11 protein-coding genes and 2 pseudogenes are annotated in these 14,782 nt (G+C 41.6%); 6 read left to right on the forward strand and 7 right to left on the reverse strand.

Annotated features, from left to right (window positions below; all coding sequences use genetic code 11):
- Positions 1-49 precede the first annotated feature (49 nt).
- Complete coding sequence (locus PSBA01_RS09355; protein ID WP_186474073.1) at positions 50-343, forward strand: hypothetical protein; 294 nt, start codon at positions 50-52, stop codon at positions 341-343.
- A gap of 234 nt (positions 344-577) precedes the next feature.
- A protein-coding gene (locus PSBA01_RS09360; RefSeq protein ID WP_186473796.1) for an IS3 family transposase occupies positions 578-1,665 on the forward strand; the annotation gives its coding sequence in 2 pieces (ribosomal slippage) (positions 578-830 and positions 830-1,665; 1,089 coding nt in all).
- Between the two features lie 38 nt (positions 1,666-1,703).
- Here the strand turns inward: PSBA01_RS09360 and PSBA01_RS09365 are convergent.
- Positions 1,704-2,755 (reverse strand): annotated as a pseudogene (locus PSBA01_RS09365) (IS3 family transposase); the annotation flags it as partial.
- A 95-nt stretch (positions 2,756-2,850) separates the two neighbouring features.
- Here PSBA01_RS09365 and PSBA01_RS09370 point away from each other — a divergent pair.
- The 4 genes from PSBA01_RS09370 to PSBA01_RS09385 all read left to right on the forward strand — a co-directional run bounded on the left by PSBA01_RS09370 (position 2,851) and on the right by PSBA01_RS09385 (position 6,176).
- Positions 2,851-3,114: a hypothetical protein gene (locus PSBA01_RS09370; protein WP_186474075.1), complete on the forward strand. Its 264-nt coding sequence runs from the start codon at positions 2,851-2,853 to the stop codon at positions 3,112-3,114.
- Between the two features lie 137 nt (positions 3,115-3,251).
- Complete coding sequence (locus tag PSBA01_RS09375; RefSeq protein ID WP_186474076.1) at positions 3,252-5,021, forward strand: VENN motif pre-toxin domain-containing protein; 1,770 nt, start codon at positions 3,252-3,254, stop codon at positions 5,019-5,021.
- A gap of 31 nt (positions 5,022-5,052) precedes the next feature.
- Positions 5,053-5,487: a hypothetical protein gene (locus tag PSBA01_RS09380; RefSeq protein ID WP_186474077.1), complete on the forward strand. Its 435-nt coding sequence runs from the start codon at positions 5,053-5,055 to the stop codon at positions 5,485-5,487.
- A gap of 134 nt (positions 5,488-5,621) precedes the next feature.
- Positions 5,622-6,176: a hemagglutinin repeat-containing protein gene (locus tag PSBA01_RS09385; RefSeq protein WP_186474078.1), complete on the forward strand. Its 555-nt coding sequence runs from the start codon at positions 5,622-5,624 to the stop codon at positions 6,174-6,176.
- Positions 6,177-6,305: 129 nt separating this feature from the next.
- Here PSBA01_RS09385 and PSBA01_RS09390 read toward each other — a convergent pair whose 3' ends face one another.
- From PSBA01_RS09390 to PSBA01_RS09415, 6 genes and pseudogenes are all read right to left on the reverse strand, one after another.
- The gene (locus PSBA01_RS09390; protein WP_186474079.1) at positions 6,306-7,085 is read right to left on the reverse strand and encodes a transglutaminase-like domain-containing protein; all 780 of its coding nucleotides are present in this window, start codon (positions 7,083-7,085) and stop codon (positions 6,306-6,308) included.
- Positions 7,086-7,239: 154 nt separating this feature from the next.
- Positions 7,240-7,635, reverse strand: a pseudogene (locus PSBA01_RS09395) (integrase core domain-containing protein); the annotation flags it as partial.
- Positions 7,636-7,664: 29 nt separating this feature from the next.
- Positions 7,665-11,003 (reverse strand): tyrosine-type recombinase/integrase, encoded by a 3,339-nt coding sequence (locus PSBA01_RS09400; protein WP_186474081.1) that lies wholly within the window; start codon positions 11,001-11,003, stop codon positions 7,665-7,667.
- Positions 10,990-13,470: a hypothetical protein gene (locus PSBA01_RS09405; RefSeq protein ID WP_186474082.1), complete on the reverse strand. Its 2,481-nt coding sequence runs from the start codon at positions 13,468-13,470 to the stop codon at positions 10,990-10,992. Before PSBA01_RS09405 ends, PSBA01_RS09400 begins: the two co-directional genes overlap by 14 nt.
- Entirely contained in the window at positions 13,467-13,982 is a 516-nt protein-coding gene (locus PSBA01_RS09410; protein ID WP_186474084.1) for a hypothetical protein, read from the reverse strand. Before PSBA01_RS09410 ends, PSBA01_RS09405 begins: the two co-directional genes overlap by 4 nt.
- 373 nt (positions 13,983-14,355) lie before the next feature.
- Positions 14,356-14,781 (reverse strand): LexA family protein, encoded by a 426-nt coding sequence (locus PSBA01_RS09415; RefSeq protein WP_025645154.1) that lies wholly within the window; start codon positions 14,779-14,781, stop codon positions 14,356-14,358.
- Position 14,782 lies beyond the last annotated feature (1 nt).

The following is a 14,782-nucleotide window of genomic DNA, read 5'->3' on the forward strand; positions in this document are numbered from 1 at the left end:
TTTTATAGAAGAAAGGAATAAGTTTTCTAGAAAATAAAAGGAAATTTTAATGAGTATTTCTTATAGCTACGTAGATATTAAAAATTTTAAAATGCTACATGTTGGCGAAGGTCGCAGTGCATGGCACCATTGGGGGTTAATGGATCACGAAGGTGTGACTATCAGACTGGATTATTTGGGCTATCCTGAAGAAAAGAGTTGTTATCTACCTCATTGTTTGTTGAAAAAGTTATATACCGCGTTCGATAGCATGGACACATATGTAGGTGTATTATTTCCTGAAGAGCTTTACGAGATATTTGTAAGCCAACGATTTACTGAAGAAGAAAGTGAAAAAGCGTGACCCCTGCCGTCAATCCCGTAGACTTAAACTTGGGAGATTTTAGTTACGCAGCTTGACGATAATAATCAAACCACACCTGTCTTGGCGATTGATAGCCCAAACCCTTTTGAATCCTCGTCTGATTGTAGTACAGCTCGATATAACTGATAATATCATTGATGGGTAATCCCCCCAATAAATAAGAACACTTACAAATAGAGAGTAACTGCTAAAATACACCAGCAGGAGAATTCTATGAAAAAGACACGCTTTAGCGACAACCAAATCGTCAACATCCTAAAACAAGCCGAACAAGGCGTCCCTATTACCGAGCTGTGCCGCGAGCATAACATCAGCCAAAGTACCTTTTACAACTGGCGCTCAAAGTATGGCGGCATGGATGCCTCTTTAATTGCGCGCTTAAAAGAACTTGAAGTTGAAAATGCACGTCTTAAGAAGATGTATGCTGACGAATGTCTTAAGTCCGATATTCTACAGGATGCCATGACAAAAAAGTGGTAGCGCCCCAAAGGCGCAAAGCGTTGGTTTGTCACTACATTGAAGATCGTAGCATTAGCATACGCCGTGCTTGCCGTATCTTTAACATCAGCGTCACCTGTTATTATCACAAGTCGGTGGCAACAGATGAGAACCAGCAAATAGCGGACTTACTTATCAAACTGACCGATGAGAACAAGAACTGGGGCTTTGGCTTGTGCTTTTTAACCTTGCGTAATGTGCTAGGACTGCCGTACAACCATAAGCGGGTATATCGCATCTACTGCGAGCTTGAACTCAACCTTAGAATCAAGCCTAAGCGTCGCATTAAACGTGCTAAACCAATACCATTAGCAGTACCTGATAGGATTAACCAAAGCTGGAGCATGGACTTTATGCACGACAGCTTAACTGATGGCCGCGGCTTTAGACTGTTCAATGTCATTGATGATTACAACCGTGAGGCACTCACCGTTGAAGTCGACTTCTCGCTACCGGCCGGGAGGGTCATACGCAGTCTTAATCAGCTTATTGAGTACCGAGGCAAACCTGTGCAGATAAGATGCGATAACGGCCCTGAATACATCAGCAATGCGCTCAAAGACTGGGCTGAGCAGCAAGGTATCATCTTAAGCTATATTGAACCTGGCAATCCACAGCAAAATGCGTATGTAGAGCGCTTTAACAGAACCATGAGATATGATTGGTTAAATCAGGAGCTGTTTGATAATCTAGAGCAGGTACGCGCACAAGCAGAAAACTGGTTATACCATTATAATCATAAGCGCCCAAATATGGGCAATGGCGGTTTTACACCGATACAGAAACTCAATCAGGCAGCTTAATTCTATTTATTAGGTGTCTTAAGTTTGGGAGGGTTACCGATGGCTGTGAACCTTGTTTTATAGTCTTGGTGATACACCAGCTCATTCTTTAATGTGCCCCAGAAGCTTTCTATCGGAGCGTTATCGAAACAGTTGCCTTTGCCGCTCATTGAGCCTATAAATTGATGCTGATTAATGGTCTTGTGGTAGGCGTGACTGCAATACTGGCTGCCTCTATCAGAATGCACAATTAGTCCCTTGCTTGGGCGTTTATTCTTAATTGCCATGTTAAGCGCACGACATACTAAATCTGCGGTCATGCGCTTGTTAATAGCGTATCCGACAAGCTCTTTAGTGTATAAATCTTTGACTCCAGCTAAGTACAGCCAACCTTCGTTTGTCCAGATATAAGTAATATCGCTGACCCAAGACTCATTGGGACGCTTGGCGTCAAACTGCTGATTCAGCACGTTGTCATAGACCAGTTTATTGTGATTGGAATCAGTAGTGACTTTAAAGCGCTTATGACGACGGCACTTGATGCCGTGTTCCTCTTTAATACTTCTAACCATGTAGGGACTGATGTCATGGCCTTGATCACTTAGATGCGCATGTAGACGATCTACGCCATAACGCTCATATGTTTCAGTATGAGCGGCTTTGACTAGTAGCTCGCAGTGATTACGATGTATCTGCTGATCACTAATGTCACGACTTGACCAGTCATAGTAACTTGATGATTTAACCTTTAATACACGGCACATAGTTGTGATGCTAAATATCTGCTGATTGTCTTTGATAAAGGCGTACCTGACTAGCTGTGCTTTGCAAAGTACGCCGTCGCCTTTTTTAGTATCTCTCGTTCCTCTTCGGCTACTTTAAGCTGTCGTTTGAGCTGCTTTATTTCCTGAAGAGCCGTCATAAGATCAGGATCGTATTGTTCAGTGCCCACAAGCTTGCCCTGATTGGCTTTATTCTGCCAGTTAGATAAGGTTTGCATGGCGATCCCGAGCTGCTTTGCAGTAGCTGAAATATTGCCATTATTATCCGCTATCTTCTTGACAGCTTCTGCTTTAAATTCTGTGCTGTAAGTTCTAACTTTCTTGGTCATGGTAAACTCCTCGTTGAGTCGTTAGTTTACCAAGTTTACTTGTACGGTTTCTTCAGCATAGCTCAGCGTATAATGATAGGACAGGTTGCTTTTATTTGGATGTTTGTGAAGATGAAGAAGGTTATATACACTTAACTACTTTACTACCTGAGTTATTGGACATAAATATTTTAGAGAAAATAGCAAAAGATCCTGCATTAGATATTATGCTCTTTGATAAGGTTCAAGATAGAGTAGTATTAGACCGAACGGTCTGGAAATATAAGCATGCTAGATGGTCGCAAGAATGGATTGAATACTGTAATAAGTTGGTTGCAGAAAATACTGATTTGCAGCGTTTCGAACAAAAAGAGTTATAAGGTTTAGCTTGTATGAAGCCTATAATTCCAAGAAGAAATAAAGTAAATTTAGTTAAAAGCTACGATTTTAAACGAATCGTAGCTTTTTTTATTTTTCAAAATAAGACACAGCCACTTATGACAGCAAGCAAAAGAACATGGGCTTTAGTGCTGACCTTGATATGACCACAGGTGAAGGCTCTAGTCTTTCGGTTAATGGTGGCAAGACCAACCTAAATGCAGACTATAAAGGCGTTGGCGAGCAGTCAGGAATCTTTACAGGGGATGGTGGTCTTGATCTTACCGCTAAAGGTAAAACCACGCTCATAGGCGGAGCAATCACCACCACCGAAGCCGCTCGTGACGCAGGACGTAATAACTATGAAAGTCTTGGCGGTATAGAGACGAAAGAAATTGAGAACACCACCAGCTATGACGGTGATGCGATCTCTGTCGGCGTCAGTGTTGGTAATACTACTGGTAAACCACAAGCACAAATGAATGGTATTGGTTACGGCAGCGATGGCGACAGTGATAGCAGTGTTACTCGTGCAGGTATTACAGGCATTGCAGGTAATAAAGACATCACCACGGACAACCGTGCTGAGTATGCAGGTATCCTAGAGAATAACTTTGATGCTGGTCGGGTGAATGAGGAGCTTGGGGCGCAGGTAGAAATCACCCAAGCCTTTGACCAAGAGCATCGTAAGATTAAGACTGATATTAATGCCAAAGAGAAGAAGTTAAGGGATGAGGCAGAAGAAGCCAGTAATGCTGGAGACTATCATACAGCACGAGAAAAATTTGATGCGGCAGATAAGCTTGTAAACCAAGGTCTGCTATTTGACGCCGTTGCAGGTGCAATATATGGACCAAACAGTAATGGCGCGACGGGTTATGTTGCTAAAGCTGCCAGCCCTTTTGTAGCAAATCAGATCGGGACTTATTTTAAAGCAAATGAAGTCGTCAATAGTATAGACGGTGGGAAGCGATCGGAGCAAGGCAGCGCCTCTCATACTTTAGCTCAAGGTGTATTAGGCGCAGCTATCAGTTATACGACTGGTAATGATGCAGTGACTGGCGGTGTTTCGGCAGGGGCAGGTGAGGCTACAGCCCCAGTTTTATCGAAGTTTCTCTATGGTAGTAGTGATCCTTCCAAGCTTACTGCTGAGCAAAAAGATACCATCAGTGCTATTACCAGTGCAGTCGGTCTGACTATTGATGCGATTACAGGTAATGCTAATGATGCTGCCAATGCCGCCGAGACAAGCAAGGTTGCGGTTGATAATAATCATAGTGCTGATTTGCGTGTTGATAAACAACTAGGTCGTGTAGGAAAATCGCCATTCAGTGATAAAGAAGCACGAGTTATAGCAGCTAGTATTGGTATAGCTGTTTGGCCAGTAGGGGTATTAGATGCTTATCTCAAAGCTGATAGTGATGCAGATAAAATACTGATAATAAGAGAAGCCTTTGGTGGGATCAAAGCAAGGGCAATTAGTGAAGCGTTGCAAGAAGCAAGAGGGGTTAAATCTAGCAAAAATGACGCGGATGGCATGGAGCCTGATAATGATTTATATTCTAACAAACCGAGTGGTAAAAGAGAACTAGCTAAAGGATTAGTTGGGAAAAAATTCGAAGCTTGGCTTCATTCTAGCTATGGAGGTATTGAAAGCTTCTCTAAAGGTGGCAGGGAGTTTGATGGAGCCTTTGGCAATAGGTGGTACGAAGCAAAATCTGGCAATTATTGGAGAGATGTTACCTCTAAGCCACGTAAATTGGAAAAATTCAGATCAGATATGGGAGATAGAAAAAGGATTGCAAATGAGAATGGTGGAACTTATGAATTGCATTCCAACACTCCGATACCAAAAGATATAAAGAACTGGTTAAATAAAAAGGGAATTTCAACTTATGAGCACCAGTAATTTATTAAGTCAATATATATAAGGGTTTTTTATGTCAGTTTCAGCTACTCTAGATATAGAATTATTTGAAGGTAATATAGATTCAGTAGAGATAATTGAATGTTTATTAAGGAATGGTTGGAGAATCGAAGATAATGGGAAAAAAGTTTATTTGCCTATAAATGATGATGGCATGTTTAATTGGCAGTCAGAAGACATTATTACGGATTATGAGGTTATCGAAATATTAAGGAAGAAGAATAGTATTAATGAAGTTCTAGGGGTTTCTTTGTCGTGGTTAGATACAAATATAGGCGGTGCGTTCTTAGTAAGGCAAGATTTATCGATTAGCATGTCACTCAGCAATAATAGGCAGTTAAATAGTTATGGAGTTACTGATTTTGACTGGTACTTATCTAAAATAGTTCCTATTCTAAATAAAAGAGAGCTTAATATTGAATCAATTGCTTTTTTTCAAAGTAACTAAAGAATTTTAACTATATTCTCAATGTTATAGGTGGGTGATTTTTGATAAGAAAGCTAAGTTCAAATATAACAAAATATCTAGCATATATCTTTGTTGTATAAAAAACTTAGTTTTATTAAAAGCTACAATTCTTAATGAGTCGTAGCTTTTTTTGTTACTCTGAGCCAATAGTCCAGCATTCTATCGGCAGCGATTTCAACATCGAATCACTACAAGACACAGCTACTTATGATAGCAAACAAAAGAACATGGGCTTTAATACTGATATTGATATAGCAGGCGGAGGTGCAGGCTCTAGTATTTCGGTCAATGGTGGTAAGACTGACTTAAATGCAGACTATAAAGGGGTTGGTGAGCAGTCAGGAATCTTCACAGGCGATGGTGGCTTTGATCTGACCGCTGGCGGTAAAACCACGCTCATCGGTGGAGCGATTACCACCACCGAAGCCGCTCGTGACGCAGGACGTAATAACTATGAAAGTCTTGGCGGTATAGAGACGAAAGAAATTGAGAACACCACCAGCTATGAGGGTGATGCGATCTCTGTCGGTGTAAGTCTGGGCAATACTGATGGCAAACTGCAAGCGAACATGAATGGTGTTGGTTATGGAGCGGATAACTCGTTTGTAGCAACTCTTGGTCTTGCTTATTCTTGGATACGTAACATGGCATACCTACCGTGTCCTTGATCTGCAGGGTGAAGAACGTGAAGAACGTGAAGAGCGCGAAACCGATTGAACAAGACTACTGCCGCCTCCCTCCTGTTATGGCAGCGGTCATTGTCTTAAACGCAGGCCCATATGCCTAGGGTCAGGACCCTAAGCTTGTCTAGTCACGGATACCGATTGATTGACCAATTCCATAGATCCGAACGCAGTTAAGAACGCAACTCTGGACGCGTCGGATCCAACACCGATGCGGGCCATCGTGTCGGCATCTGCCATGCCGGTCGGATCAATGAGGTGCCAGCTCCCCCCGATATAGACCTCGGCCACGGCATGAAAGTCCTGTGGCGTCACCTCAGGCGCATAAACGCTCGCGAACCTAGCCGGTATCGAAGACGCGCGCGCTAGTGTCACGAGAACATGCGCGAAGTCGCGGCATACACCCTGACGTTGAACAAAGCTGTCGAGCGCGGTGGTTTGTGCGTGGCTCGATCCGGGCACATAGCTAAACGCCGACTCGATCCAATCTCGCATCGCGGCAATCCGTGCGCCGCCAGCGAGATAGCCAAATTCGGCGTCCACGAAGGCTTGGAACTGGTCTGACGGGTAATAGCGAGACGGCATCAAATGTTTGATCGTCTCTCCGGGCAAAAGATAGAGGGGCGTTTGGGGCAATGCCGATATGTCCAAGGCAGGACGGTCAACGGCAATTTCTGCAATGTAAGTGCAGCTAAAATCCCCTTCGGCGCGGATCCAAATCCGCTCTCCTATGCCATCATCGGCGGCGACCCGTGAAAAATGCGCAACGTCTGATGTCCAAATCTCGGCCGAACGCACCCACTGGTCCGCAAGATCGGCAGCTTCGATCTGAAGCAAAAGGTCCATCGGTGCGGGGAGCCGATAATGGAGTTTGACGTTAAGTTTCAGGATCATGTTCGAACTCCCTAAGGGTATTGATCTGGCGGGTTGACAATCGCATGTGGCTTTCTGATCGGCGCGAGGCGACACCTAAGCCGCGCAGGTCTATTGAAACCGGGATCTTTTGCAGTGAACCGCCCAGACTATATCAGAGACTGGTTTACTTGAGTCAGGCAGCAATGCCTGATAGGGTTAAATTATCATAATACCGCTTTTCAAACTCAAAAGGTGAGACATAACCAATTGCACTATGCATTCGGGCTTTATTAAACCATTCCACCCATTCAAGGGTTGCCAGTTCAACATTGTTCACCCCATGCCACTTCTCTTTTAGGTACTCAATCACCTCAGACTTAAATAGCCTGTTGACGGTTTCAGCCAAGGCATTATCGTATGAGTCACCTGTTGTGCCAACGGAAGCAATCACGCTGCAATCAGTCCTACTAGAAGTATAGCGAATGGATAGATACTGAACGCCGCGATCGCTATGATGAATCACATCTTTGGGCTTGTTTCTATCTGCTAGCGCCTGATTTAACGCTGCCATTGTTCCCATAACGGTAGATTATGGTAAATGGTTTTTATGCAAAAAACTTAATTCGCAATAGACAGTTTTTCATCAGTAATCAGCATCATATGCACAAAAAACCGTAGTAGCGGCGAATACTGCCATCTGTTCGTTTGATCTCTAGGATCTCGGCTAGCAATACCGATATGAATAGCTTCTATTGAGTTGTTAGACTGCCGCTTAATATCTTGATAATCGGTAGGTGACATATTTTTCATCAACAAGGTTTCGTTGCTACTTGTCAGCCAATGTTTCAAAGGCAGCAGTTTTTCCGCAATATCAATGAAACGTTGCAACTCTTTCTCATCTCCTTTTCCGAAAGGTATATAAGCTTTGCTATTAGATATTTTTTGACTACATATCTCAATAAACCAAGTCCAGTCAGTCCCTGATTTTTCTCGTAAGCGATAGGCATTACTTAATAAAAGCGATAGCAATCTTAAGTCACTTTGGTATTGAATGTTCAGTGGACTCAGTACGGAATTCTTTGAATCTGATAGCTTAACAAAGCGAGGTTTGCCGCGTTTGGTAGTGATAGCAGCAACCTCGCTGGCACGTTCTATTAGAACTTTTGCATCGTGAATAGAAATATTTGCTAGCTGGGCTGCTTTATTTAAAGGAATCTCTTTATCATAGGTCTGTAGTAGCAGCTGTACTCGGTTTAAACCATAACGACCAAACAGCTCATTATTGGCTAGCGTATTGGTATTCAAGAGAAATTGCTTATCACGGCTTTCGATCGTAAATTTCGGCGACTTACGTTTGCCCTCTATGATATTTTTAAATAAAAGTGTACGTATACTAGGTATGCTGACGCTACTATTACTAACAGTTGCATTATTCTCCTTAAGCTTTTTGTTCGTAAAACCTGTTATGTTATATAGCGTTCGATTTGGCAGCTTTATATCTGCTTTACTAAGCGCATAGGTCGCCATCAGCGTGGCAAAATGGTTGTAATACTCAAAGCTCCGCTCAGGCGATAAGTGCCCCATAATACCTGATAGAGCGTACCAGCGATCCTGGGCATCTGTATGCTCCCCGAGTAGGCCTTCTTTTATACGCAATACGTCGCTTTCGTCATAATCGGTGAGTGCTTCTACGAGATCTGAATGGCCTACTAGCGCTAAAGATAGGTTGCTCACTGCCGTATGCCTAAACCCATGAAAAGTATGCTCTGCTACATTATCATCTACCGATATGTCTTTTAAGACTCGTTTGAGTAACTGCAACGGAACATGGTCATCAATAGGGCGCTGATCCGATGATAAGGTAAAGATAAATTTGTTTGAACTGTCGCCAATATTACTCTGCACAAAATTAATAAAAAAATTCAGCTCATTAGGTTTGAGGAGAGCAAATAAGGGAACGCGGCGAATACTACTTTGAGTCTTAGTTGGACGGTAGCTATTGGGCCTTATCACCACTGATGGTACAGCTGTTTTTAAGCCTTCGATGTCATTATACTTAAGACCCAACAGCTCTTTTTTGCGCATCCCAGTACGATAGACTAAGATAAATAAAAGCGCGAACATCTCCCGCTCCAATATATCTACAGAACCCAGTATCTGCGTAATAATGGCTTGGTACGCTTGCGGTGATATCAGCTCCGCACGTACACGCCGACCATTTTTGGACTGCTGGAAATTCACAGAGGGAAGGTTGTATTTGCTCTTGGCAAAGTTGTGCATACTCTTTAATAAATTGGCAGAATATCCAATATCAGTATTGTTTCGTACGACAGCTTTGTATTCTAAGATGTCTTCATAGAGCTCTTCAAACTCTTCTTCTGACCAAATATCAAGCGGCTGCGCTGTTGTGAAATATAACCATTCATAGCCTATGGTTCTGATATATTTCAAAATAGACTCATTGCTAAGCGATTTTGATTCTTTTCGATTGAGTAAATTCAACACCCAATCTAATAAAATTTTTTCACTTAAGTCATCGTATTGCTTATAACGTTTTTGTACTCTTTCAATAAGAGTAGGCGGCTTTTTGCTGGTTTTTTTCTTTTTCTGTTTTTCATCCGTTTTGAAGTCTTTAGTCAGATTCATAATTAAATCAGACTTTCTAACCTCTATCTTTTTGGTAGAACTACTACTAGATGACTCGTTTTGATTAACAGAGCTTTTGCTGATAGACAGCGTCAAAATATGTTCTAGATTATACGGCTCCTCTTTATACTGATATTTTTGGTTCAAGAACCGACCAAAGTCTTGCGTACTTAATCCTGCAGTATTATGCATACCTCGCAGCACCCCAACTGAAGCATGGTCGATACTAGCGTCATCGAAATCCTCCCAGTAATAACTGGCGTAATATAAAAACCTTGAAAAGGGAAGTGGTTTAATACCTAAAGGCTTGATCACGTCAGACAAAGCCACGGTCAAGTATCGCTTTATCTTATCTTCTGACAGCTTGGCAATGATATGTTTGATTTCTGCTTGACTGCTGTTTTTATGATAACGCATCAGCCAACACTGACTGACCACATCTACAATGATTTGCTTGGTGTTATAAAGCTTATCACTTTCTTCTTCGCGCTCGTTACCAAAGTGCTTTTGTACAAAACGCGGCGAGACCATTATCCTTTCTTTGATGAATGGCTGATACTCTTTGGTGAGCAATGAGATAAGCCACCCTTGAAGCATTTGTACCTCATTGATACCGCCATACACAATTCCTGAGAATATCAGCCAGCCTATAATCTGCTCTTGGCTGTAATTGGTGTTCTGCTCCCAATGATGCTCTACTGCGCGAATGATTTTGACCAGCGCCTTACCGTCTTTTAACCAAGCTGTATTTGTAATTAGTGGATTGATTTTAGTAGGCTGTGGCGCGATTATCTTAGGATAGTGATGCTCAGCAAGCATATAGTGCTTATTTTGATAGTCAATGAACTTGACGATGATTTGCCAAACATGTTTGAGTGTTCTAGATGACTCGTAAGCTTTTGCTATTTTATTTTCAATGATTGACTGAAACTCATCAAATCCCTCTTGGGACAATGGCTCCAATTGCCTGTAAAGCTCTATCTGAAACTGGCTTAAAGATTGACTCCAAGATAGCCATGACAAATCAAAATAATCGCTAGAGCTTGGCGAAAATAAAAAGATGCGCTCATTGGGCCAAAGCGCTTGTTGGTAGTATTTATTAAAAGACTGTATGAATCCGATACTTCCAGGATGAACCCTTTTCAACGACTCCCATTCGGTTTGTAAGTCGGCGAGTAGCTTTATCTCACGTGTCCTTGCCGTGTCACTGTCTTTGAGTATAGATGGGTAAGGCACGTAGCGCTTTTTTCTACCATCAAACTTTGCTAAGTCATCAATAATTTTTGGCAGCTTTATTTCATTTATTAGCATGATCAACCTCTGCAGTGCTTGTGCCGACATGATTTGAATTAGGATAATGATTGATTGTGATATCTGATAACCCAAGCTGTGCTGCGATCTGTTCAAACACGGACGCTACACGCTTAATATCTGCTTTACTACTTGATGAGAAACGTCCCAATACTTCTTGACGAGCTTTTTCATGACCAATAACTGTGTTAATCAGCGATAAGGAAACGCCAAGATTTTCAAGCTGCGTACGAACAAAGTGGCGTGTCCAATAGGGGTTGGCGTCAATGATGTGTTTGGTCATATGATAAGCATCGCCACGCTTAATGTCTTTAAGAGTAGGGGAGTTAGCACTAGGAGCTCGTTCATACAACAGCTTTAATAGTGTTTCATCATTACCCAAACGGATATTGTCAATGATAGCGCTGATGTCATGATAACCTTGATGCTTTGCCTGATAATTAATCAAATACGCTCTATAGTCTGTTAGATGGCGTATCAGTGTCGGGCATAGCGGAATGAGACGATCACTTTTGACCTTCTTAACAGGCTTGTCATTGATGAGCAGCCAACCCATATCAAGATCAATATCGTACATTCTGCCAAGACCGTTGTTTGGTCGCACGCCGGTTAAAAGGCAAAAGACAAACCATACAAAAATACTGGTTCTGTTAAAGTGCTCCTCATCGTTTGAACTTTGATTAGTCCAGTACTTCATCTCATTTACGATGTCGCAAACGGTTTCAATCGTTAGCGCAAACGCTGAGCCTACGGTATATTTATGCCAAGCGGTGATATAAATTAAGTCAAAATCACTGTTGCTATTAAATATGCCCAGTGCTGATTTATAGTGTGTCATAAGTGCTTCGCTGGTGTGGCTACTATAGTACATTGCAGGAGCATGGGACGCAGGCGTGCGACAGATGATATCGGCGATATGTGTATGACAATTAGGTGTATAACGAGAGAGCACGACATGTAGTGCGGTCTCTATACGATTGACGGACAGGTACGGCAATCCAAGGCTGCTACGCAAGGCGGCAAGATAAGCCGTAAAATCTTCTTTTGACGGCAACTCGCAAGCAAGTAAATCATCTATAAGCCATGATGGTAGTGGAACTTTGATGGTATCAGAAGTATTTTCATAATCCTTTTCGGGCAATGTTTGGCTTGTCGATCTTTTAGTAATACCTAAACTGTGTTCAATGTAGTATTTTTTACCTTTGATTTTGAAAATATTAGGATGACCGATATAGCCGGGTATTAGTAAGGATTTAACTGGCAACCCAGTAATCATAGATAACAATAAAATACCAGCACAGGTTTTATCAGTCTCTGTTTCTGGTAAGGTGCTTGCATCTTGGTTGAGCGCAGCAAATAACGCTTGGTAGCCGGCAAGGGAGAGTAAGCGCGTGTTAGAGTTAAGCGCGAGATTGCGCTGAGACATATAGTTTTGTTGTAGCGATAAATCTATAGTTTGGAGCGGTATAGAGTATTTGATTAACGGGTTTGGATATTCGCCATAGCTGACATAGGGTGCCTCATGGTGATCAATACGCTCTTCAAAGCTGGTGGTTAACCCGTCATGGCTTTCAATATTAGCGTCTAAAAATGCAAGATCTATGGCGATAGCGCTGTGTTCTATATCATCACGTGTGTTACTCCATGTATCATTGCTAGGCGTGGTATTCCAGTTGTGACTCGTTGCAGTAGAGTCTAAGGGCAATTTCGATGTGTTATCTGCTAAGTTGATGGCTATAATTTTAATATGTTTAGGCGGCTTCTTATACTTAAGTCTAGGCTTGCGTAACGTATGCGCATTTTGATAGGCGGTCGTTATTTTCTCTATTTGGCTCAGTTTATCTTTTGCCACTTTCTTTTCTTCGGCATGAGTAGCTTGCTTATCATTTAACAATTCATATGCACTTTTTTGCTGCTCTAATAGATCAGTGAAAATGGCGCATATACTTTCCACACTCATGATCATTTGAGGTAAATCAGGTAGTTTATGCCAAATCCATATTCGTCTAGGAGACCCTGAAAACTGCGCCTGTTTGAATTGCATCAGTATATTTTTGGTTTGCTGTTTTGGCCAGTGCTGCGTCAGCATCACACTGGTGTGCATTGCTATGGCTAGCCAAATTAACCGTTTCTGTAGGTAGTCATGCTGATGTTCATTGATAGAATGTTGCATGAGAATAAGCAATTGCATGATGAGTGGTTTTTTTGCTAATTCTGATCTACTAATAGTCATAGAAAGCCGAGGAACTGGCCTTCTTTGTAATACCTGTAATATTAATCTTAGTAGATTTTGGGGATTATCATCTGGCTGGCTATAGCTATTGTGTACTGCTAAAGTGATCTCAGATATGGCAGTCGATACTGCTTCTGGATATATAAAATTCTGGTCATTATCAATTTTTTTAATGATTTCTGTTAATGCTGGCGTATCAAGCCATTCTAGCTCTTCATGAGCATTCTCAGTCATAAAACACCCTCAGAAGGTCGCTTGTAATAGGTTTGCTCACTTATATTTATAAGCCGACAAAATGTAGTAATAGCAAAAATATTTTTGCCAAATAATTTTTGGTTTATCTCTTGATCCAAGATCTCGTTTAGCTGCGTGTAAATGAGCTTGATATCTATTTCTTTATTGTATTTTGCGATGAGATAAATAAGCTCGTAAAAACTGATGTCGAAATTAAACTGATCTTTTGGGATATATCTCACAGACACTTTTTGTCCGAGTACATTAAAATCAACATCAGGACTTTTGATCAAGTGAAAAAGCTCAAAATTATTGACTAAAAACCATCTTTTGTCTTCTTTGATAAATAATGTGGTTTTAGTCCAAGCAGCGCTATGCTTAAGTTTAAAGGCTTCACTAATGAAGGGTCTGATATGACAGGTATAAAGATTATATAGTTCAAGAACGCCTTCAAATATGAGCACAGGAGTTGTCTGCAGCTTGGCAACTGTTAATGATTTTGATGGATTCATAAACACTCCACTAAGATAATGATCTAATGTGGTCGATATGCTTCATTTATTGACCTCTACTCTTATCTTACTATTACTTGCTATCAATTAGATCCCACCTCGTCAACTAGACGACAATACGTGACGCATCATTTTACTTTTAGAGTTACTTATAGAAGAGCAATGATAATTTGCTCTGAAGCGCTTTAGAAATGAGCTAGAGTTAGCAAGCACGTGGATAGGGTAGACAGAGTGGAATTCTAGGACAACGGCTTACGGATCTTAGATAGAGATTTACCAGTGTGCTGCTTAAATATTAGGATCAAGAGCTTATATGACATGGATGCAGATTGATATCTGATCTTAGGACATAAAAAGAATTTTTTATTATTTCTCACCTCTTAAACCGCCTAACACTACTCACCACCACCCCAAACAGCTCAAGCGAGCCTTTCACCACGATATCTGCATAGTTCTCATTGTGAGCTCGTAAGATAATATGCTCACCGAGTATCAGCTGCTTGGCGGTAAAGCCGTCATCGACTAGTGCAATCACGATATCTTTATTCCTAGCGCTTAATGAGCGATCTACAATCAAGATATCATTGGGGTAGATACCCATATCGATCATGCTATCGCCTTCGACTTCTACTAAGTAGGTTGTAGTTGGACTGTGAATAAGCAGTGTGTTTAGATCAATGCGGTTTTGCACATAGTCCGTCGCTGGGCTTGGAAAGCCTGCTTTGACTCTATCGCTATAAAGCGAGAGCAATACCGTCTCACCTTCATCGGTGAGCCTTCCTATTATCTTAACCGTCATT

Origin of the sequence: Psychrobacter sp. KCTC 72983 (assembly GCF_014280455.1) — a bacterium.
In the GTDB taxonomy this organism is placed as follows: domain Bacteria; phylum Pseudomonadota; class Gammaproteobacteria; order Pseudomonadales; family Moraxellaceae; genus Psychrobacter; species Psychrobacter pacificensis.